The organism is Allobosea sp. TAB14 (assembly GCF_052113865.1).
GTDB classification, from domain to species: Bacteria; Pseudomonadota; Alphaproteobacteria; order Rhizobiales; family Beijerinckiaceae; genus Allobosea; species Allobosea spartocytisi.
The window spans coordinates 1-20,454 of sequence record NZ_JBFRDQ010000063.1 but is presented as its reverse complement, the minus strand read 5'-3'; the positions used below and the strand labels follow the sequence as shown (position 1 = coordinate 20,454).

The window sequence follows — 20,454 nt, the reverse complement described above, 5'->3', positions numbered from 1 at the left end:
CGAGGTCCGACTTGTTTATGCGCCGCGCGGACCGGTGGCCGTTACCGCGCCGCGCCGCCGGGCTTGCGTGCGACCAGCGCGAAGCGGGTCGAGGAAGCCAGGCGGATCGCGTCGTGCAGCGGGGCTGCCCGCTGCTGCTCGCGCACGACCTGATGGTAGTCGGCCGGCGTGATCCCGGTGAAGCCGGCGGCCGTCAGCATGGCTTCCAGACGCTCCCGTCCGAGTCCGTCCCTGAAATAGAAGCGGCTGGTGATCGAGGCGTGAGTGTCGGCGTCGATCTGGTGCACGGCCGCGCCGCGACGCTCGCGCAGCCAGGTGCCGAAGCGGTTGACGAGAGCCTGCCAGCGGGTGCGGTTGACCCAGTCGCCGTCGATGACCAGGAGCCGGCCGCCGGGCTTCAGCACGCGGAACCATTCGGCGAAGGCGGCCTCGGGATCGGTCAGCGTCCAGACGAGATGACGCGTGATCAGCGCGTCATAGCTCGCCTCGTCGTCGAGCAGCCTTTCGGCGTCGCCGAGCAGGATGCGCGCGGCATTGCCGTGCTTGGCGCGGGCGCGCGCGATCATCGCCTCGGAGAAATCGAGCGCCGTGACGCGGTGGCCGAGCGACAGCAAGGCGCGCGTGATCTCGCCGGTGCCGCAGGCGAGGTCGAGCACGTCGAGCGGCGCGGATCCGAAGGAATCGCGGATCAGGCGCTGGAAGGCGGCAAGCTCACGGTCTGACTTGATCGCATGGCCGTAGGAGAGGTCGAAGCTCTCGGCCCGCGCCGACCAATAGGCCCGGATCTCTTCCTTGAGGGAGAAATTGTCCTGCGGGGTGGGGGCTGACATGGCTCAATCGACCTGGATATAGGGCTCGACCAGAAGCGTGCCGCGTGCCGAGCGTTCGAGATGCACGCCGACCGCATATGTCTCGGAAACGGCGGAGTGGGCAAGCACCTCGGCCGGGGGGCCGGCCTGTGCGATGCGCCCCTCATTCATGACCAGCACCCGGTCGGCGAAGCGCGCCGCCAGAGAGAGGTCGTGGATGGCGGTGATCGTGACGATATGGCGCCGGCGCGTCGCCTCGCGGATCGTCGCCATCACGTCGAGCTGGCGGCGCACGTCGAGCGCGCTGGTCGGCTCGTCGAGCAGCAGCACGTCGGGCTCGCGCACCAGCGCCTGGCCGATGGCGGCGAGCTGGCGCTGGCCGCCGGAGAGCGTGCCGATATCGCGCGAGGCGAAGGGGCCCAGGCCGAGCTCGGCGATCACCGCCTCGACCGCGCGCATGTCGTCCGCGGAAGCTGCCAGCGCGAAGCCGCGATGCAGGCTCTTGCGGGCGAGCAGGATGATGTCGAAGACCGAGAGTGCGACGCGCGCCTGCGTATCCTGCGACAGGTAGAAGATCTTGCGCGCCCGCTCACGGCTCGTCAGAGGGGCGAGATCGGCGCCGTCGAGGGTGGCGGAACCGAGCTGGGGCTTGAGCAGCCCGGCGGCGCAGCGGAACAGCGTCGACTTGCCGGCGCCGTTGGGGCCGACCAGCGCCGTGAGCTCGCCGCGCGGCAATGCGCCGGTGGAAAGCCGCTCCAGCACGGGCACCGCGCCGTAGCGGAAGGAGAGATCGCGGATCGCAAGCGCCATGCTCAGGCTCCCCTGCTGCGGATCGACATGACCAGGCTGAAGAAGAAGGGCACGCCGATCAGCGCCGTGATGATGCCGATCGGATAGATGACGCCGGGCGTGATCGCCTTCGAGAGGCTGGACGCGAGCGAAAGCAGGGTGGCGCTCGCCAGCGTCGCGACCGGCAGGAAGAAGCGCTGATCCTCGCCGACCAGGAGCCGGGCGATGTGAGGGCCGACGAGCCCGATGAAGCCGATGCCGCCGACGAAGGAGACGGAAACCGCCGCGAGCAGCGAGGTGGCGATCAGGATTTCCAGGCGTAAGCGATCGACGCGGATGCCGAGGCTCTCGGCTCGCTCGTCGCCGAGCCGGAGCGCGGTCAGCGCCCAGCCGCGCATCAGAAAAAAGGGCAGGGCGAGCGCGATCAGCAGCGCGGCGACGCCGACCTTGGTCCAGGTCGCGCGGGCGAGGCTGCCCAGGGACCAGAACACGATCTGGGTGAGCTGCACCTCGTTCGAGCGATATTGCAGCAGGGCGGTGATGGCGTTGCAGGTGAAGAGCAGGGCGATGCCGACCAGGATCATGGTCTCGGCGCTGACGCCGCGCAGCTTGGTCATGAAGAACAGGATGAGCGAGGCCCCGAGCGCGAAGACGAAGGCGTTCGCCGTCACGATGAAGGGGCCGGCGCCCGGCACGATGCTCCAGCCGAAGACGATCGCGACGGAGGCGCCGACGGTGGCGGCTGCGGAGACGCCGAGCGTGAACGGGTCGGCCAGCGGGTTGGAGAGGATCGTCTGCATGCCGGCGCCGCTCAGGCCCAGCATGGCGCCGACGGCGAGCGCCATCAGCGCGATCGGCAGGCGCAGATCCCAGACGATGACGGAGAGGCGTGGCGTCACCGATTGCGGGTCGAGCAATGTCCGCAGCACGTCGGCGAGCGGCAGATTGCCCGGGCCGATCGAGACGTCGAGCGCCAGCGCGAAGGTCAGCGCCAGCAACCCGAACAGGACGAGCTGCAGGCGGCGCGCATTGCGCCTGCGATAATCCGCGGCGGCAGGCACTGTGGCGGGCATGACGGCGGCCATCGCCGCTTACCTCTTCACTGCAGCTTCGCCCAGAACAGGCCGGAATAGGAGATCGGCAGGAATTTCTCGTGGAATTCCTTGAACACCGCTTCCGGATCGACGTCCTTGAACAGATCGGGATAGAATTCCTTCGCCATGGCGAGCTCGGCGACGAAGTAATAGGGCGCATCGTAGAACTGGTGGTAGAAGGCCATCACCTTCTTGCCCTGCACGGCCTTGAGCTGCTGGAAGCCCGGCCGGTTCATCAGGGCCGAGATCTCCTTCTGGACCTTCTCGGGCGTGGCGTCATAGCCGAGGCTGACGGCGCTGCTGCCCGGATTGCTGCCGTACCAGTTGGCGCCGGTCAGGAAGTAGATGTCGGGGTTGTCCGAAAGGACCTTCTCCTGCGCCGCATCGCCCTGGAAGCCGGTGAAGAACTGGCTGCCCCAGTTGCGCCCGCCGGCCTCCTCGATGAAGCGGCCGAAATTGAGGGCGCCGAAGGTGGCGCAGCAGGGCAGCAGGCCGGCGGCGCGCTCGATGAAGACCAGCGGCTTCTTCTTGTCGGGAACAGCGCCGACGCGGGCATAGATGCGCCGGGTCTGCTGCAGGAAGTAGTCGGCGAAGGCGTTCGCCTCCTTCTCGCGGCCGAGCACGCGGCCCAGCAACTGGACGCTCGGCAGCACGTTCTGGGTCGGGTCCTGGCGGAAATCGACGAAGATCGTGGCGATGCCAGCCTTCTCGAGCTTGCCCAGCAAGCCAGTCTCCTGCGCCTTGAAATAGTTGGAGAGGTCGAGGATGTAGACCTCGGTGCCGAGCGCGGCGATCTTCTCCATGCTGACATCGGACGCGTAGGGGTTGCCCATATCGGCCACGTCCTTGGCCTTGGGGAACTTGGCCAGATATTTCGCCCAGGCGCCCGGATCGTTGGCGATCAGGTCGTTGCCCCAGCCGACGACGCGCTTGAACGGATCGTCGCGGTCGAGCATCGCCAACGTGTAGAGCTGGCGGCCTTCGCTGAGGACGATCTTCTGCGGGTCGCGCGTCACCTTGACGACGCGGCCGGCGAGATCGGTGACCTCGATGGTCTCCGCCCAGGCCGCGGCAGCACCGAGGAGCGCCATGCCGAGCGTGAGCGCCGAAGTCAGGCGGCGGAACCAGCGGGAAGCGGCCATGGGAGGGGATCCATCAGTGAAGACGGCCCCGCGCTAACACAGGCGGTCACAGTTCCGCAAAGCAATTCTCTTGTTTGTAATTGCTCTAAATACAATCGAATGAAGCATTCGTTCCACGGTTTCTTGATGTCGACGGATTTTGCTCATGACGAAAGGAAGCGGGCTCGCTCGATACTCGCTCGGGATTCAAAATGTGAGAGAGACAAGACGGACGCAGGCCGCCCAACGGCGTGCCCGCGCCTCGTTTCGGCAGCGCTCCGGTATGGATCGCGGTCAAGCCCGCGATGACCACTGGGGCCATCGCTCGTTGGCGCCCTCGCTACGGAACCTCGCTCTGCGCCGCACCAGCCTTCGCCTGCGATGGCGAGCAGCCGAAGCGTTTGCGGAAGCTGCGGTTGAAATAGGACAGGTCGCCGAAGCCGACCTCGAAGGCGACGCCGCTGATCGAGAGCCGGGCTTCGTCCGCCGCGACCAGCCTGAGCCAGGCGCGCTCCAGCCTGCGTTCGAGAACATATTCCGAGAAGGCCCTGCCTTCGGCCTCGAAGGACTTCTGGATGGCGCGGGGCGTCACGCCGTGAAGTCCCGCGATCATCTCGAGGCTCAGGTCGCGCCGTTCCAGCCTGACCTCGATATCCGCCTTGATCGCCATCAGCCGTCCCGCCCGCTTGTCCGCCGTGGCGGGCGTGCCGGGCGGGCTGCTATCCGTCATCATGACATCGACCAGGTCATGGATATGCCCGATCGCGAGATCCCGGAGCGCGGCCGAGTTCAGCGGGAACAATCCGCGCAGCAGCAACGCACCGTAATGCGCGAGAACCTGCAGGCCGCGATTGCCGCGCGGAATCGGGCGCATCAACGCGGCCGCATCGGCCGAGGCCAGGGCGGGCAACCGCCCGGTGTCGAGCGCGATGAGGTCGATCCGCCCGAGCTGCGGCAGGCGGAAGCGCGTCTCGCAGGCGAGGTCGAGAATGGCCGCTTCGCGGGCACGCAATGACAGCCGGCGCTCGCCTTGCTCGATCACGGCCCGGCCATCGGCCGGCCTGACCAGCACATAGCGCGGTAGATCGACAGCGCCTGCGACGGGCCAAAGCCAGCGGGCCGCCGGCTCGAAACAGGACATCAGGCCGATATCCGGCCGGGTGGTCAGGACGCAGCGCGCGCCGAAAGGCAGCGCCGGCTCGGTGCGGAGATCGCGGCGCCCGAGAACGCGCCCGAGAATCTTGTGCGCGATCGCGCGCGCCTCTGCCTCCGCGATGCTGTCCGACATCAGCCAGAACGGTGAAAAGGCATCGCCGGCGCCGGCATCCGCGGCTTCGGGCTGTGTCGTGGCGACTACATCCATCGTCTTCGATGCTTCAGTTCGCTTCCGTCCTATACGGCGTTCGCACAGGTCCAAGATTAAATCCTGTAGCGGAAGATAGAGCATTCGATCAATCGCTGCACGCTTACGCGGAATGGACGGTGATAAGGATGCGATTTCACAGTTTATTCTATTTCTAAACAGCCGGCAGAGTTCACGCAGAAGACTAGATCAACTTCGGATTCATGGCGCTGCCCGGCGGCGCAGATCCGAGAACCTTCACCGACAGGTGCCGAGATGTTCAAGTTCGCTCCCCTTGCCAGCAGCCTCCTGGCGCTCTGTGTCGCATCGCCTGCCTTCGCACAGCAGGCGCCGCCGCCGGCCACGATCGATCTCGACACCATCACGGTGACGGCTGCCCGTGCCGAGCGCAGCACGGCCGAGACCCCGCAATCGATCCAGGTGATCGAGCGCAAGGCGATCGAGGATCAGCTTCAGTTCAGCCCGAACGCCGCCGCTGTGCTCGGCAAGCTGGTGCCGGGCTATTCGATGTCGACGCAGACGGTCTCCAGCGCCTCGGAGAACTATCGCGGCCGCGATCTGCTGGTGATGATCGACGGCGTGCCGATGAACACGCCGCTGCGCGACGTCTCGCGCATCCTCTCGCTGATCGATCTCAACACGGTCGAGCGCATCGAGGTCGTCGCCGGCGCCTCCAGCCTCTATGGCGCGGGGGCGACCGGAGGCACAGTCAACTTCATCACCAGGAAGGCGGCCGAGGGCAAGCCGCGGGTGACGGTCAACACGGCGATCCGCGCCTTCACCCAGAACATCGGCCGCTCGCTGGCGCCGGAAGCCTCGGTGACGGTCTCGGGCAAGGTGCCGGAAGGGGTGGATTACCTGTTCTCAGGCCAGATCCGCGGGGCGGGCCGGACCTATGACGGCGCCGGGCGGGAACTGCCCTCGGACGGGCTGCTCGGGCAGGGCGGTGGCGATCGCTACAAGGCCGGCAACCTGCTCGCCAAGCTCGGCTACGACTTCGCCGGGGGCAAGCGCGTCGAACTCAACGCCTCCTGGATCGGCTTCGACCAGGACCCGAAATATCTGACGAACTACGCCCCGCCCTTCGCGCGGCCGGACCTGACCAAGCCCTATGCCGGCCAGAGCGTGCTGGAGGATACGAAGACCGTCTCGCTGCGCTATAGCGACGATGATTTCGCGCTCGGCAAGCTCAGCGTGCTCGGCTACTACAACGACATCAAGAAGCGCTTCAATTTCTCGACCTTCTCGTATCCGTACAACACCCAGGTCTACTATTCCTTCAACCCGCTCTCGCCGACGAGCCCGGACAACCAGACGACGCTCCATTCGCAGCGCGGCGGTGTGAACGTCACCATCGACACGCCGCTCGACCGACTCCTGCCAGGCGCGAAATTCACCTGGGGCGGGGACCTCATCCAGGAGAAGACTTGGCAGACGCTGACCAGCGGGCAGGATGTCTTCACCCCGCTGAAGCAGACGACCGCGGCGGGCTTCGGCCAGCTCCAGATCCCGGTCGGCGAGCGTATCGTGCTGCGCGGCGGCCTGCGCTACGAGCATTTTTCGCTCTCGGTCAGCGACTATACGCGCCCGGCCGCCTATGCCGCCGTCGCTGCCAATAATGCTCAGGGCTACCAGGCCTTCGTCCTGCCTGCGCTCAAGGTGACCGGCGGCGATTTCGACTATTCGGCGCTCACCGCCAATATCGGCGCGACGATCAAGCTCTCGGAGACCAGCGAGATCTTCGGCGGCTTCTCGCAGGGCTTCGCGCTGCCCGATGTCGGCGCCTTCACGCGGCGCGCCGGCGTCTCGACGCTCTATGCCTGCCCGTTGCAGGCGCCGAACTGCCTGCCCGCCAGCCGGCAGACGATCAGCTATGCCGCGATCGCGCCCAAGGCGCAGATCGTGAACAATTACGAACTCGGCATTCGCGGCAGCTATGAGCGCTTCAAGGGCTCGTTGACCGGCTTCATCAGCACCTCCGACGACGGCGTCACCTTCGATTCCGTCACCAACACCATGTCGCAGCAGAAGGAGCGGATCTGGGGCGTCGAGGCGACCGGCGACGTCACCGTCACCGATGCCTTCACGATGGGCACGGTGATCTCCTATCGCGAGGGTCGCTACGACACCAATGGCGACGGCAAGCTCGACAGCAACCTGCCGAACAACCGCATCGGCTCGCCCTGGCGCGGCATGCTCTATGGCAGCTATCGCTTCGTGAACGGCATGCAGCTCAGGGTCGAGGGCGAGGCCTTCTCGGACCGCGACGTCGCCATCGACCTGCGCGGCACGCGCTACAAGCTGAAGGGCGCGGCGACGATGAATGCCGCGCTGACCGCTCCGATCTGGGAGGGCGAGGCCTATGTCGCGGTGAACAACCTGTTCGACCGGAACTACCAGAACCCGACCGCGACCTCGGTCCGCAATCTGGCGAATTATAGCTGGGGCCGGACCGTCACGCTCGGCTTCCGCAAGACCTTTTGAGGCTGCGCGCCGATGGTCAGCCTCGATATCGACGCCGATGCGGTGGTGACGCTGCGCTTCGTGCCGCCCTATGGAGCGGGGGACGAGCGCGCCTATCTCGACGCGCTGCACGCGATCGGCGAACGCGAAGAGCCCTATACGCTGCTCACGATCTTCGGCGGCGGGCGGGCGCTCTCGCAGGCCGGCGAGTCGGGAACGGCGGCAGCGGAGAGCGATGCGGCACCGAGGGGCGGCCGCTATCGCCTCTTCGCCGTGCTCGGCGGGCTTTATCTGGCCCAGGCGATCCCGTCCTATCTCTTCGTCGCGGCGCTGCCGCCGATCATGCGCGAGCTCGGCGTCTCGCGCACCGCCATCGGCTCCATGAGCATCCTGCTGCTGCCGCTGGTGATCAAGTTCCTCTGGGCGCCCTGGATCGACCGCATCCGCCCCTTCGCGCGGGCGCATCGGGCCGGCTGGGTCTTCATCACGCAAAGCCTGACGATCCTCGCCATCCTGGCCCTGATCGCGGTGGGGCCCACGCAGGTCAGCGCCATCGTCGCGATCGGCTTCGTCGCCTCCGTGCTGATCTCGACGCAGGATATCGCGACGGATGGTTATGCGGCAAAGTATCTGCCGGAAGCGGATCGGCCGATCGGCAATGCCATCCAGGGCGGCTCGGTCGCCTTCGGCGTGGTGATCGGCGGCACGCTGGGGCTGGTGCTCTACCACCATGTCGGCTGGACCGGGATGCTCGTGACCATCGCGGCGGTCTCGCTCTTGCCGCTCGTCGCCGCGGCGATGATGCGCGAGGACGATCCCGTGGCCGGGCAGGCCGTCGCGCGACCGTCGATCCGCGCTTTCCTGAAGCGCCCCGAGGCGCGCCAGATCCTCTGGATCGCGCTGATCTACCGCGCGAGCGAAGGGCTGGTGAAGGCGATGGAGGGGGCCTATCTCGTCGATGCCGGCATTCCGCTCGACCAGATCGGCTATCTCTCCGGGCTTTCGGCGACAACGGCGGGGCTCGCCGGCTCGGCTCTGGCAGCCTGGATGGTCAAGCGACACGGGCTCTCCGTCGTGCTCGCTTTGCTCGGCGGCATGCGGACGCTGTGCTTCCTGCTGTTCACGGCGCATGCGTTCGGCGTCGTCGTTGGAGCCTGGCCGCTCTTCGGCGCCGCCGGTTTCCAGACGCTGATCCGCTATATGGAGATCGTCGCGCTTTATTCGCTGTTCATGTCGGTGACGACCTCCGAGCAGCCAGGCACCGATTTCACCATCCTCTCCTGCGCGCAGCTCCTGGTCTATCTCGCCGGCTCGATGCTGGCGGGCAGACTGGCGGACGCGCTGGGCTATGGCTGGCTGTTCGCCATCGCTACCGCGATTTCCGCGATCGCCGTCATCGCGACGGTGCGGATGATCGTCCGTTTCGGGCGGGAGCGTCGCCTGCCATCGCCGTCAGTAGTCTAGAATCGATATAAAACATTGATATTGCAGCTTTAATTTCGATGCCCTATGCAGCGGAACATCACTCGTGCTGTTGATCGTGCAATCGGGATTCATGAGTTCGGCCGCTTCCACGCCCGCGTCCCGGCTGATCGAGGCCTGCTACGGCGAGCTTCTGCGCTTCGCGCGCCGCAAGCTCGGCGGCGAGCATGTGGCGGACGATCTCGTGCAGGAAGCCTGCCTGCGCTATGCCAACGCCCGGACGCAGTCGATCGTCAGCCCGCGCGCCTTTCTTTATCGGATTCTCGCCAATCTCGTCGTCGACCACCAGCGCCGGCGCGGGCGACAGGCTTGCGAGCCGTTGGGCGAGATCGAGCCGGTCGATGGTTCCGCCGATGCCGAAAGCGCATTGATCTGGCGGGAGCGCCTGGCAATCCTTTCGCGGGCTGTCGAGGAATTGCCGCCGCGTTGTCGCGAGTGCTTCGTCCTGCGGCGTTTCGACGAGCTTACGCAGGATGAGATTGCACGGCGGATGGGCATCTCGCGCAACATGGTCGAGAAGCATCTGCGCGCCGCCGCCCTGCATTGCGCCCGACGCCTGCGCGAGCACGATTGACCGGAAACGACATTCCGCCTTGGGAGCGTTTCCGCGTTTTCTCAAATCGCGAAAGTTCGCTATCCCCTTGTTTTATCGCATTTTATCCGCGCGAGCCCGTGACCGCCGCGCTTGAAAATGCTCTAAGCTCCTGTTTTTCCGCAGCCCGACGTCTCATGGACAGGGTGCAGGGAGCGGGCGAGGCAGGACGAGCCGAATGGCGGACGCCGACGAGACAATCAGAAGCGAGGCGGCGGCCTGGTATTTTCGTCGCGATGCCGGTCCGCTGGCGCCGGAAGCAGAGGCGGAATTCCAGCGCTGGCTGTCGGAGCCGGGCCACCGCTCGGCCTATGCGGACATCGCGGGAACCTGGTCGGCCCTTTCGCGGATCGAGCGCCCTTCCATGCAGTCGGCGCGCCGCTATCTGCGCCATGCGGTGCCGGGCGCGGCTCTCGCGGCGATGCTCGCGCTCGCCGTCCTGAACAGTTCCTGGTGGCGCCATCTCGGTGCCGATGCCGCCACCGGCGTCGGGGAGACCGAGGAGATCGTCCTGGCCGATGGCTCGCGGGTGGATCTCAACACCGATACGGCCATCCAGATCCGGTATGACGGGCGCGAGCGCCGCATCCGGATCGTCGGTGGCGAGGCGCTGTTCACGGTCGCGAAGGATCCGGGACGCCCCTTCGTGGTCGAGACGGCTTCGGGCAGTGCGACGGCACGCGGCACCGTATTTTCGGTGCGGCAGGACGCGAATGAGACCGTGGTCACCGTGCTGGAGAGCCGCGTCGCGGTCGAGCCGGGCGTGGAGGCGGGACAAGCCGCCACCCTCGCATCCGGGCAGAGCGTGCGGTTCTCGTCCACGAAGCTCGATGCGATCGAGACCGTCGATGCCGATGCGCGGACGGCCTGGCGCCGGGGCAAGCTGATCTTCATCGACAAGCCGCTGGGCGAGGTCATCGACGAGCTCAACCGCTACCACCGCGGTTACATCCGCATCGTCGACCCGGGGATCCGCCGCCAGCGCGTCAACGGGGTTTTCGAGACGAGGGACCCGCTCCATGCCCTCGATCTGGTGCAGACATCGCTCGGCCTGCGCTCGACGCGCCTGACGGATTATCTCGTTCTGCTCCATCGCTGAAAAAATTCGGCGATCGACCTCCTCATTTCGCGAACGCCTTCGTCATAGCGGCAGAGGGGCCTCGAGGGGCCCGCCGGATGTCGAAGCGGAGAGCGGAATGGCTGGGTCGAAGAAGGGGCGGATCGCCGCGCTGATGTGGAGCGCGAGCGTCGCGGCCGTGCTGGCGGCTGCCGCATCGTCGCCGTCATTCGCGCAGGCCCGGCCGTCCGAGAGCGCGCAGATCCGCACCTTCGCGATCCCGCCGGGCTCGCTGGCGGCCGCGCTGAACCGCTTCGCCGACGCAGCGCAGATCCAGCTCGTCTATAGCGGAGACGTTGCGCGCGGGCGTTCCAGCCCCGGCCTCTCCGGTCGCCACAGCATCCAGCAGGGCCTGTCGCGGCTGCTGGCGGGGACGGGGCTGAGCTATCGCTTCTCGGGGCCCGCCAGCGTGACGATCGCCTGGGCCTCGGGCGGAGCAACCCCGGCCGTGCCGGAGGGGACGATCGCGCTCGATACGGTCGAGGTCCAGGGGCAGGGCGAGACGACCGGCTATGTCGCGCGCAGCAGCACGGCGGGGACGAAGACATCGACGCCTCTGATCGAGACGCCACGTTCGATCAGCGTCGTGACCCGGCAGGAAATGGACGATCGCGGCGCGACCACGGTGCCGGAAGCGCTGCGCTACACCGCCGGCGTGACGACGGGCGCCTATGGCTTCGACCCTCGTTTCGACCAGATCTATGTCCGCGGCTTCCCGATGACCACGCTGGGCGACTTCCGTGACGGGCTGAAGCAGTTCCCGGCCGGCTTTACCACCTTCCGCACCGAGCCCTACCAGCTCGAACGCATCGAGGTGATCAAGGGCCCGGCCGCGGTGCTCTACGGCCAGAGCGTGCCCGGCGGCCTTGTCGACCGGCGCTCGAAGCTGCCGACGGACTACACCTTCCGCGAAGTCCAGGCGCAGATCGGCACCTTCGGCCGTGCCCAGACGGCCTTCGATTTCGGTGGGCCCATCGATCCCGAGAAGACCATGCTTTACCGCGTCGTCGGGCTCGGGCGCCTCGGCGACACCAATTTCGACATCGCCGACCAGCGCTTCATGATCGCGCCGTCCTTCACCTGGCGGCCGAATGGGGCGACCTCGCTGACCCTCTCAGCGCTCTACCAACAGGACGAGACCGATGCGAGCGCCGCGGGGATCAACCGGAACGGCCAGGTGCTGAAGCTGCGCGGCAGCGATCCGCATTACGACCATCTCAAGCAGAAGCAGGGCCAGATCGGCTATGAGTTCGAACACAAGTTCAACGACATCCTGACCTTCCGCCAGAAGGCCCGCTACAGTCAGATCGAGGCCGAGTCGCGCTATTTGAGCGGCAGCTTCGCCAATGCCACGACGACGATCTACGACCGCGGCGCGGTTTCGGTGGGCGATAGGCTGACGAGCTTCCAGATCGACAACAATCTCGAGGCGAATTTCCGCACGGGGCCGGCCGCCCACAAGCTGCTGCTGGGCCTGAACTACGACTATAATCTCTGGCATTTCGGCCTGGGCTTCGGTCCCACGCTTCCGGCCTACCGGTTCGATATCGCGAACCCGGTCTACGGCTTCTCGGGGCCGACGCCGGCCTATACGATCCGGACGCGCTCGCAGCTCGAACAGCTCGGCCTCTACGTCCAGGACCAGATCAGCCTCGGCAACTGGCGCATCGCCCTCAGCGCCCGCAAGGACTGGACCGACCGCAACGAGAGCAATCAGATCGCGAACACGGTGACGGCGGCCAACCGGAACGACGCCTTCACCTACAGTGCCGGCCTGCTCTATCTCTTCGACAACGGCCTGGCGCCCTATGTCAGCTATGCGACCTCGTTCCAGCCGGTCACGAGCCAGGGCGCCAACGGCGCGGTGCTCGAGCCGTCCGAGGGCGAGCAGATCGAGGCGGGGCTGAAGTACCAGCCCGCCAATGGCGCGATCTCGCTCACCGCCTCGGCCTACCAGCTCAAGGAAAAGAATGCGCCGAAGCTCGGCGGCTATGTCGCCGGGCTGCCCTATTACGTTTCGGTCGGCGAGGTGACGGTGCGGGGCGTCGAGCTGGAAGGAAAGGCGCGCCTGTTCGAAGGGCTCGATCTCGCGGCCTCCTACACATTCTCGGACGCCGAGATCACCAGGACGACGGTGGCCAGCGAATATGGCCGCACGCCGGCCGTGACGCCCCGGCATACGGCCTCGCTCTGGCTGAACTATAATCTGCAGGCCGGTCCGTTCGCCGGCCTGGGCGCCGGCGTCGGCGTCCGCTATGTCGGCGAGACCTGGACCGCCAACGACAATACGGCGAAGAACGATGCCTACACCCTGTTCGACGCGGTGCTCCGTTACGATTTCGGCAAGGCGAACCGGCAGCTCGCGGGGCTGAGCGCCTCCGTCGCCGCCAACAACATCACCGACAAGCAGGTCAGCGTCTGCAATGCCGGCTATTGCTATCTGAGCCAGGGGCGCACGGTCATCGGCACCTTGACCTATCGCTGGTGAGGGCAGGGTGGTGTCGCTCGACCGGCGCTCGCTGCTGCTGGCCGGCGCGTCGGCGGTATTCTCGCCGGCCGTTCGCGCAGCCCCGCCCGATCGCCGGCTGGCGTCGCTGGACTATGGGCTCGCCGAGACGCTGATCCGCCTCGGCTGTCCGCCGGTCGCGCTGGTCGCGACCCAGGATTGGAACCGGTGGGTCGTCGAGCCGGCCTTGCCGGCCGATACCGTCAATCTGGGCGCCAGCCGCGAGCCCAATCTCGAAGTGCTGCAGGTGCTGCGGCCCGATGCCATCCTGAGCACGCCCTACCTCGCCGGAATCCATCACCGGCTGGAGCGGATCGCGCCGGTCATCTCGCTGCCGATCTACGCGCCGGAAGGCCGTCCCCTCGCGCTGGCCGGGGCGGCGGCGCGCCGGCTCGGCGAGATGATCGGGGACCCAGCCGCCGCGGTGCGCTTCCTCGCGGAAGCGGATGGCTGCTTCGAGCAGATCCGCGACAGGCTCGCCGACCGCGCGCTGCCGCCGGTCTATCTCGTTAACTTCATGGACGAGCGCCATGTGCGCGTCTATGGCGCCAAGAGCCTGTTCGATGACACGCTCCACCGCATCGGCCTTGCCAATGCCTGGCTGGGCCCGACGAATGACTGGGGTTTCGCCACGGTCGGGATCGAGGCGCTCCAGACAGGGAAGGACGCCCTGCTGGTCTATTTCGATCCCGTTCCTCCCGCGGTCCTGCCTTCCCTGGCGCGCAATCCGATCTGGCGGTCGCTGTCCTTCGTTCGCAGCGGCCGCGTCCATGGCTTGCCGCCGGTGCTGATGTTCGGCTGCGTGCCCTCGGCCCTGCGCTTCGCGCGGCTCGTCGGCGATCTCCTCGCGGAGCGCGGCTGAACGATGATCTCCGCCGATTCCTCGCCGATGCGCCCCTGGCGGCTGGCGCTGCCGCTGCTCACTGCCGCCTTCGCCCTGTCGCTTTGGACGCTGGCGGTCCGCCTGCCGCCGCCGCAATGGCCGGCCTTGCTCAAGGCCGATGCCGGCGGTGACATCAACATCCTGGTCCTGCAGCAATCGCTGCTGCCGCGGATGGCGGTCAGCCTGCTCTGCGGCGCGGCGCTGGGGCTCGCCGGCACCATCTTCCAGCAGGTGCTGCGCAACCCGTTGGCGAGCCCGATGACGCTGGGCGTCGCCGCCGGCGCCAAGCTGGCGCTCGGCCTCGCGACGGTGATGGGCGCGCCGCTGCTCTCCTCCGTCGGGCGAGACGGCATCGCCTTCGCCGGGGGCGCGCTGGCGATGGCGGCGACGATCGCGCTGGCCTGGCGCCGCGGGCTCTCGCCGCTGGCGCTGGTGCTGGGCGGGCTGGTGCTCGGCCTCTATTGTGGCGCGCTGTCGGCATTGCTGCTGCTGTTCAAGGAGCATGATCTGCAGGGGCTCTTCCTGTGGGGCAACGGCTCGCTGGCACAGCAGGGCTGGGATGTCGCGCTGGCGCTGGCCTTGCGCCTCGTCGTCCTGGCCGGGCTGGCGGTGTTGCTGCTCCGGCCTCTTGCCCTGCTGGCGCTGAACGATGACGGCGTGCGCGGCCTCGGCCTGTCGCTGCTGTTCGCGCGGCTCGGCGCGCTTGGCGTCGCGGTTGCTCTCAGCACCGTCGTGGTCAGTCTCGTCGGGGTCATCGGCTTCATCGGCCTGATCGCGCCGGCGCTCGCGCGGCTCGGCGGTGCGCGGCGGATCGACCAGCAGATGCTCTGGGCGCCGATCATCGGCGCTGCCCTGCTCTGGCTGACCGACCAGGCGGTTCTCCAGCTCGGTGCCGGCACCACCTTGCCGACCGGTGCGATCACGGCCCTGTTCGGAGCGCCGGTGCTGCTCTGGATGCTGCCGCGGCTGCGCACGACATTCGCGCAGGCCAGCAACGCTCCGCGAAGCGAGCCGCGAGCCCGCAGCGCTGCCCTCGTGCTGGCCGGGCTCGGCCTGGCCCTGACCGCTGTCCTGGCCCTCGCTTTGACATTTGGACGCACCCCGTCGGGCGGCTGGTCCTTCGCGTGGGGAGATGGGTTGGCGGCGCTGCTGCCGTGGCGCTTTCCCGGGGTCGTCGCGGCCCTTGCTGCGGGCGCCATGCTCGGTGTGGCCGGAGCGATCCTCCAGCGCCTTCTGCGCAATCCGATGGCGAGCCCCGAGGTCCTCGGAATCAGTTCCGGAGCCGCCTTCGGCCTGATCGTGGCGCTGTTCGTCCTGCCCGCTGTCGGTCGCCACCAGCAATTATTCGCGGCGACGGCCGGTGCGGCCGCGATCCTCGGGCTCATCCTCGTGCTCGGTCGCAAAACGGGCTTCTCGCCGGAGCGGATTCTGCTCGCCGGCATCGCGCTCGGCGCCATGCTCGATGCGGTCGTCGGCGCCCTGCTGGCCGGGGGCGATCCCCGCGCCATGCTGCTGATGAGCTGGATGACCGGCTCGACCTATGCCGTGGACGAGGTGCAGATGGTCTGGGCCGCCGCGACGGCCATCCTCCTCCTCGCATCGGTGCCGTTGCTGCTGCGCTGGCTCGAACTCGTCGGTCTCGGCGATGCGGCTGGCCGATCGCTGGGTCTGACGCTGCCTCTCGTCAGGCTTTTCCTGCTGCTGCTGAGCGCGGCGCTGACGGCGGCCGGGACGCTCGTCATCGGTCCTTTGACCTTCGTCGGCCTGATGACACCGCATCTCGCCAGGCTGCTCGGTCTCCAGCGTGCCGCATCGCAGCTCGCGGCCTCGGCTCTCGCCGGGGCTCTCGTGATGGTGGCGGCGGATTGGCTCGGCCGCGTCGCCGCCTTTCCCTGGCAAATGCCGGCCGGGCTGATCGCGACGCTGATCGGCGGCCCGGTCCTCATCGCCCTGCTCGCGAGGAAATGACCATGGATGCGGTTTTGCCGGTTCCCGAGACCGTCCGGTTCGATCTCACGCCGCAGGCAGGGGGCGCGCCTTACCGGATCTTCCTGCGGATTCCGCCGGGAACGCTGCCGGCCTCGGGCTGGCCCGTCCTCTATCTCCTCGACGCCAATGCGGTCATCGCCACGGCGGTGGAGGCCTTGCGCGTCCAGGCGGCCTATCCGCTCGGCACGGGCATCCGGGATGCCGTCGTCGTCGGCATCGGCTATCCGACCGAAGGCGCCTATGACAGCGTGCGCCGCTCCTGGGATTATGGCCCGCCACCCGGCCAGATCTATCCGCCACACGCGGCGGGGGGGCCCGATGTGCGCACGGGTGGCGCCGAGGCGTTCCTGACCTTCATCGAGGAGGAGCTGAAGCCGCTGGTCGCGACGCGGACGCGCATCGATGCGGCGCATCAGGCCATTTTCGGCCATTCTTTCGGCGGACTCTTTGTCCTCTACGCGCTGTTCACGCGTCCCGCCGCCTTTCGCGACTGGATCGCCATCAGCCCGGCGATCTGGTGGGAACAGCACAATGTGTTGCGCTTCGCCGCCGCGCCGGCGGAAGCCGTCCGTGTCTTCCTCGGCGTCGGAGAATACGAGCAGGCCCTTGCGCCCTTCCAGATCGGAGCCCCTGACGAGAGCGAGCGGCGCGGGCGTCTGGAGGAGGCGCGGACGGTGGACGAGACCCGGGAGATGGCGGAGCGCCTGCGCGGTTACGGAAAGCCGGTGGAATTCGCGGTCTTCGAGGGCGAGACGCATATGTCCGTCCTGCCGGTCGCGATCAATCGCGCGATCCGTTTCGCCTTCGGGCCGTGACCTTTGCCTTCGGAGAACTGCGCCTCATCGAGCTGAGCCAACCCATCGAAACGCTGCGCTTGCGTCAGAAGGCTGTCGATCAGCGTCACATCCCCAGGCTCCGCCAGAAGATGAGCGGCTGAAATGCTGTAGGGAACGGTCATGAACGGGGCATATTCGAGCCCCTCTTTCTCGTAGCACTGCGCAATCAGCCAGCCGAGCGGCGACTTCTCGCGATCGAAGCAGATCATGCGCCGTGCTTTCAGATCATGCAGGCTGACGACGCGCCGCTTCGCCAGAGGATCATCCTCTCGCACCAGCGCGATGATCTCGCCGCCGGCCAGGGGTGTCAGCGTGATGTCGTCGGTCACGCGCGGGGAGAACATCAGGCCGATATCGGCCGTTCCCGCGGAAAGCTCCGTCGGTGCGTCGCCCATGATCAGCTCGACGCGCGCTTGCGGATATTCGTCCGTCAGGCGGCGCAAGGCGCGGGCGATGAGTCCGTGGCCGATGCTCGGCGTCGAGGCGATGCGCAGCGGCGTTTCCCGGCCAGCCCGCAACCGCGTCGCGGCGGCGCGCAATTCACGCCATTCCTGATCGACCGAGTCGAGCGCAGTCATCAGGGCGCTGGCCTCGGGACGCAGCAGCAGGCGCCCCTCCCTGCGCTCGAAGACGGCGACGCCAAGGCTGGCTTCGCTGCGCGCGATGATCTTGCTGATGGCCGACTGCGTGAGGTGGAGCCGATGGGCCGCTTCGACGGTCGTGCCGAAGCGATGAACGGCACGAAGGACCGCGGCATGGGCGGGCGTGAATGCCTTCATGGCCCGGATCGCTCCTGCAGTTGCGCTAGGAGCAATCGGGCTGCGCGATCGAGAGGCGAGTGCCGGCGATGATGGGCATAGGCCGTCACCAGAGGACTTTGCTCCAGCGGCAGGGCGGCGAGGCCTTCAACCAGATTGCTGCTGATGACGAACCCGTCGACCAGGGCGATGCCGACGCGCTCGCGAGCGAGATGGCAGGCGGTATCGGTGTGGCGAACGGTGATGGCGACCCGCTCGGACAGGCCTGCGCTCGTCAGGGCCTCCTGAAAACTGTCGGACGCGCTGACGCCGTCCGGTCCATAGCTGATCAGGCGCTCGCCCTCGATGTCGCCCCTGCTGAGTTCCGTTCGCCGGGCCAGGTGATGATCGCGCGAGAGCACGCAGACTAGAGGGCTTTGTCCCAGCGCCACGTCCGCGATGTCGTCCGCCCTCATGGGACCGTAGGAAATCCCCAGATCGGCCTCGCCCGTGGCGAGATGCTCCCGCACATGGTCGAACATGATCTCCACCGCTGCGGATTCATCGAGCGCTCGCCGCGTATGGGTAATGGCCGGCGGCAGGATGCTGTGGGCGAGGCCGGGAACGGTCGCCACCCTCAGCCGATTGACCATGCCAACCCGGATCATGTCCGCTTCATGATGGGCGCGCCTCAGCGCGCCGAAGAGTGGCTGAGCCTGCCGGACGAGTGACTGAGCCTCTGGAGTCGGCACCAAGCGGCCCTGGATGGTCGTGGCCAGGCTGAGATCGAGCTCTTCCTCGGCTTGGCGCAATGTCTTGATCACCGCCGATTGGCTGATGCCGAGGCCTTGCGCCGCCTCGCCCGTTCCGCCGAGCCGGATGAAGGCATCGATCGCACGCAACGAGCCCAGCTTCATGACTATTCCAAATGGTCGATGAACTTGCCGAATGTTTCATTGGAAGGACTAGATCCCCTCATGGAAGGATGCAAGTCGTCGCCGTGGCGCGGCCAATGAATCAGGGGATCGGTATGACCAAGCTTCGCTCGATGATTTCGGCCGGCGCGCTGGCGCTTGCCATCGGCGCCCCGGCGCTCGTGACCGCGCCGTCCGCAGCTTTCGCCAAGGGCATTCTCAGATTGGCGCAGACTCAGGATCTCGTCTCGCTCGACCCGATCGCGACCAGCGACAACGCTTCGATCTACGCGCAGCTCCTGATCTTCGACACGTTGCTGCGGCCCAGTAAGGATGCCACGAAGCTCGAGCCCGGCCTCGCCGAGAGCTGGAAGGTCAGCGATGACGGCATGACCTACAGCTTCAAGCTGCGCGAGGCGAAGTTCTCCGATGGAACTCCAGTGACGGCCGCCGATGTCGCCTTCTCGCTGAAGCGCGCCGGCAGCGATGCCTCGAGCTGGAAGCGCTTCTTCTCCGGCATAGAGACCATCGACACGCCGGACGATCGCACCGTCGTGCTCAAGCTCAAGAAGGTGTTCACGCCGCTCCTCAACAACCTTGCCCTGTTCTCCTCGGCGATCCTGCCGCAGAAGGCCTTCGAGGCGGCGGGCGACAAGTTCTTCGACAAACCGATCGGCAGCGGCCCCTTCACCGTCGCGGCCTGGAACAAGGGACAGGGCCTGTCTCTCAAGAAGAACGCGAACTACTGGCAGGTCGGCAAGCCCGATCTCGACGGCGCCGAGCTGATGGTCATCCCTGAGGGCAACAGCCGCGTGCTCAAGCTGCAGGCGGGAGAGGTCGATGCCGCGATCGACATTCCGCTGAACCAGCTCCAGGCACTGGGACGCGACGGCAAGATCAAGACGGCCGTCGCCAACGTCTTCCGCACGGATTTCGTGCTGATGAATACGAAGAAGAAGCCCTTCGACGACCTGCGCGTCCGGCAGGCCTTGAACTATGCCGTCGACAAAGAGGGATTGCTCAAGGCGCTGCTCTACGGCACGGGCAAGGTCTCGAACTCACCGATGCCGCCGATGGCCTATGCCGATCCGGACCTGAAGCCCTACGCGCATGACATCGCCAAAGCTAAGGCCTTGCTGACGGAAGCCGGCTACAAGGATGGTTTCAAGACCTCGCTCCTCGTCGATTCCGGCCGCCCGCTGCATCGCCAGCTCGGCCAGGCCCTGCAGGCGGCGCTGAAGCAGATCGGCGTCACCGCCGATATCCGCCTCGTCGAAGGCGGCACGCACTGGACCACGACGAAATCCGGCGACTACGAGATGGCCGTCGCCTATGCAACGAGTGACACGATCGATCCGGACCAGCTCGTCGGCTTCCTCCTCGTCAATCCCGAGCGCGCCAACGCCTATCACACCGAATGGAAGAACGAGCGCGTCAACGAGCTCTACGAGAAGGAGCGCGTGACGGCCGACGGGCCGGAGCGGGGCAAGATGTTCCAGGAGATCATCAAGCTCGCCCATGACGGCGCACCCTCGGTCTTCCTGTTCTACCCGGGCACCTCCTATGCTTATCGCAACAATGTCGAGGGCTTCGAGGTGCTGCCGACCTCGAACTTCCGCCTCGAGGACGTCAAGCTGAAGTGACGGATGGGCGCTGCCGCGCCCTTCCTCACGCACCGCCATGCTGATCTACATCGTCAAGCGTCTCGCCCAGCTGGTGCCGGTCCTCTTCGGCATCACTCTGGCCTGTTTCCTGCTGC

Annotated in this window: 16 protein-coding genes; 9 read left to right on the top strand and 7 right to left on the bottom strand. The window is 66.8% G+C overall.

What is annotated here, in order from left to right; all coding sequences use genetic code 11:
• Window positions 1-41: 41 nt before the first annotated feature.
• The 5 genes from AB4Y99_RS11780 to AB4Y99_RS11760 all read right to left on the bottom strand — a co-directional run bounded on the left by AB4Y99_RS11780 (window position 42) and on the right by AB4Y99_RS11760 (window position 5,176).
• Window positions 42-830, bottom strand: coding sequence for a class I SAM-dependent methyltransferase (locus AB4Y99_RS11780; RefSeq protein ID WP_113252034.1), 789 nt, complete (start codon window positions 828-830; stop codon window positions 42-44).
• Between the two features lie 3 nt (window positions 831-833).
• Entirely contained in the window at window positions 834-1,619 is a 786-nt protein-coding gene (locus AB4Y99_RS11775) for an ABC transporter ATP-binding protein (RefSeq protein WP_038363260.1), read from the bottom strand.
• Between the two features lie 2 nt (window positions 1,620-1,621).
• Complete coding sequence (locus AB4Y99_RS11770; RefSeq protein WP_441523443.1) at window positions 1,622-2,683, bottom strand: FecCD family ABC transporter permease; 1,062 nt, start codon at window positions 2,681-2,683, stop codon at window positions 1,622-1,624.
• 14 nt (window positions 2,684-2,697) lie between these two features.
• Window positions 2,698-3,834, bottom strand: coding sequence for an ABC transporter substrate-binding protein (locus AB4Y99_RS11765; protein WP_441523442.1), 1,137 nt, complete (start codon window positions 3,832-3,834; stop codon window positions 2,698-2,700).
• Between the two features lie 319 nt (window positions 3,835-4,153).
• Window positions 4,154-5,176 (bottom strand): helix-turn-helix transcriptional regulator, encoded by a 1,023-nt coding sequence (locus tag AB4Y99_RS11760; protein ID WP_441523441.1) that lies wholly within the window; start codon window positions 5,174-5,176, stop codon window positions 4,154-4,156.
• Window positions 5,177-5,431: 255 nt separating this feature from the next.
• Here AB4Y99_RS11760 and AB4Y99_RS11755 point away from each other — a divergent pair, with 255 nt between their 5' ends.
• The 8 genes from AB4Y99_RS11755 to AB4Y99_RS11720 all read left to right on the top strand — a co-directional run bounded on the left by AB4Y99_RS11755 (window position 5,432) and on the right by AB4Y99_RS11720 (window position 17,023).
• Window positions 5,432-7,660 carry a TonB-dependent receptor gene (locus AB4Y99_RS11755; RefSeq protein WP_441523440.1) on the top strand — a complete coding sequence of 743 codons (2,229 nt, stop codon included), beginning with the start codon at window positions 5,432-5,434 and terminating at the stop codon, window positions 7,658-7,660.
• A gap of 12 nt (window positions 7,661-7,672) precedes the next feature.
• Window positions 7,673-9,103 carry an MFS transporter gene (locus tag AB4Y99_RS11750; RefSeq protein ID WP_441523439.1) on the top strand — a complete coding sequence of 477 codons (1,431 nt, stop codon included), beginning with the start codon at window positions 7,673-7,675 and terminating at the stop codon, window positions 9,101-9,103.
• A gap of 91 nt (window positions 9,104-9,194) precedes the next feature.
• Window positions 9,195-9,695 carry an RNA polymerase sigma factor gene (locus AB4Y99_RS11745; protein ID WP_441523438.1) on the top strand — a complete coding sequence of 167 codons (501 nt, stop codon included), beginning with the start codon at window positions 9,195-9,197 and terminating at the stop codon, window positions 9,693-9,695.
• A gap of 196 nt (window positions 9,696-9,891) precedes the next feature.
• Entirely contained in the window at window positions 9,892-10,812 is a 921-nt protein-coding gene (locus AB4Y99_RS11740) for a FecR family protein (protein ID WP_441523437.1), read from the top strand.
• 97 nt (window positions 10,813-10,909) lie between these two features.
• Entirely contained in the window at window positions 10,910-13,318 is a 2,409-nt protein-coding gene (locus tag AB4Y99_RS11735; RefSeq protein WP_441523436.1) for a TonB-dependent siderophore receptor, read from the top strand.
• A gap of 7 nt (window positions 13,319-13,325) precedes the next feature.
• Window positions 13,326-14,198 (top strand): ABC transporter substrate-binding protein, encoded by an 873-nt coding sequence (locus tag AB4Y99_RS11730; RefSeq protein WP_441523435.1) that lies wholly within the window; start codon window positions 13,326-13,328, stop codon window positions 14,196-14,198.
• Window positions 14,199-14,201: 3 nt separating this feature from the next.
• Window positions 14,202-16,187, top strand: a complete 1,986-nt coding sequence (gene fhuB / locus AB4Y99_RS11725) for a Fe(3+)-hydroxamate ABC transporter permease FhuB (RefSeq protein ID WP_441523434.1) — start codon at window positions 14,202-14,204, stop codon at window positions 16,185-16,187.
• Between the two features lie 2 nt (window positions 16,188-16,189).
• Window positions 16,190-17,023: an alpha/beta hydrolase gene (locus AB4Y99_RS11720; protein WP_441523433.1), complete on the top strand. Its 834-nt coding sequence runs from the start codon at window positions 16,190-16,192 to the stop codon at window positions 17,021-17,023.
• Here the strand turns inward: AB4Y99_RS11720 and AB4Y99_RS11715 are convergent.
• Both AB4Y99_RS11715 and AB4Y99_RS11710 read right to left on the bottom strand, forming a co-directional pair.
• Window positions 16,921-17,823 (bottom strand): LysR family transcriptional regulator, encoded by a 903-nt coding sequence (locus AB4Y99_RS11715; protein WP_441523432.1) that lies wholly within the window; start codon window positions 17,821-17,823, stop codon window positions 16,921-16,923. The genes AB4Y99_RS11720 and AB4Y99_RS11715 overlap by 103 nt on opposite strands.
• The gene (locus tag AB4Y99_RS11710; protein WP_441523431.1) at window positions 17,820-18,698 is read right to left on the bottom strand and encodes a LysR family transcriptional regulator; all 879 of its coding nucleotides are present in this window, start codon (window positions 18,696-18,698) and stop codon (window positions 17,820-17,822) included. Before AB4Y99_RS11710 ends, AB4Y99_RS11715 begins: the two co-directional genes overlap by 4 nt.
• 113 nt (window positions 18,699-18,811) lie before the next feature.
• On the opposite strand from AB4Y99_RS11710, the gene AB4Y99_RS11705 reads away from it, so the two are divergent.
• Window positions 18,812-20,338 (top strand): ABC transporter substrate-binding protein, encoded by a 1,527-nt coding sequence (locus tag AB4Y99_RS11705; RefSeq protein ID WP_441523430.1) that lies wholly within the window; start codon window positions 18,812-18,814, stop codon window positions 20,336-20,338.
• Window positions 20,339-20,454 lie beyond the last annotated feature (116 nt).

What these genes read in the sequence shown, in the direction of transcription:
- AB4Y99_RS11715 (WP_441523432.1), bottom strand. Translation starts at nt 17,823, where the DNA reads ATGAAGGCATTCACGCCCGCCCATGCCGCGGTCCTTCGTGCCGTTCAT.
- AB4Y99_RS11735 (WP_441523436.1), top strand. Translation starts at nt 10,910, where the DNA reads ATGGCTGGGTCGAAGAAGGGGCGGATCGCCGCGCTGATGTGGAGCGCG.
- AB4Y99_RS11720 (WP_441523433.1), top strand. Translation starts at nt 16,190, where the DNA reads ATGGATGCGGTTTTGCCGGTTCCCGAGACCGTCCGGTTCGATCTCACG.
- AB4Y99_RS11705 (WP_441523430.1), top strand. Translation starts at nt 18,812, where the DNA reads ATGACCAAGCTTCGCTCGATGATTTCGGCCGGCGCGCTGGCGCTTGCC.
- AB4Y99_RS11745 (WP_441523438.1), top strand. Translation starts at nt 9,195, where the DNA reads ATGAGTTCGGCCGCTTCCACGCCCGCGTCCCGGCTGATCGAGGCCTGC.
- AB4Y99_RS11765 (WP_441523442.1), bottom strand. Translation starts at nt 3,834, where the DNA reads ATGGCCGCTTCCCGCTGGTTCCGCCGCCTGACTTCGGCGCTCACGCTC.
- AB4Y99_RS11740 (WP_441523437.1), top strand. Translation starts at nt 9,892, where the DNA reads ATGGCGGACGCCGACGAGACAATCAGAAGCGAGGCGGCGGCCTGGTAT.
- AB4Y99_RS11755 (WP_441523440.1), top strand. Translation starts at nt 5,432, where the DNA reads ATGTTCAAGTTCGCTCCCCTTGCCAGCAGCCTCCTGGCGCTCTGTGTC.
- AB4Y99_RS11760 (WP_441523441.1), bottom strand. Translation starts at nt 5,176, where the DNA reads ATGGATGTAGTCGCCACGACACAGCCCGAAGCCGCGGATGCCGGCGCC.
- AB4Y99_RS11775 (WP_038363260.1), bottom strand. Translation starts at nt 1,619, where the DNA reads ATGGCGCTTGCGATCCGCGATCTCTCCTTCCGCTACGGCGCGGTGCCC.
- AB4Y99_RS11750 (WP_441523439.1), top strand. Translation starts at nt 7,673, where the DNA reads ATGGTCAGCCTCGATATCGACGCCGATGCGGTGGTGACGCTGCGCTTC.
- fhuB (WP_441523434.1), top strand. Translation starts at nt 14,202, where the DNA reads ATGATCTCCGCCGATTCCTCGCCGATGCGCCCCTGGCGGCTGGCGCTG.
- AB4Y99_RS11780 (WP_113252034.1), bottom strand. Translation starts at nt 830, where the DNA reads ATGTCAGCCCCCACCCCGCAGGACAATTTCTCCCTCAAGGAAGAGATC.
- AB4Y99_RS11770 (WP_441523443.1), bottom strand. Translation starts at nt 2,683, where the DNA reads ATGGCCGCCGTCATGCCCGCCACAGTGCCTGCCGCCGCGGATTATCGC.
- AB4Y99_RS11710 (WP_441523431.1), bottom strand. Translation starts at nt 18,698, where the DNA reads ATGAAGCTGGGCTCGTTGCGTGCGATCGATGCCTTCATCCGGCTCGGC.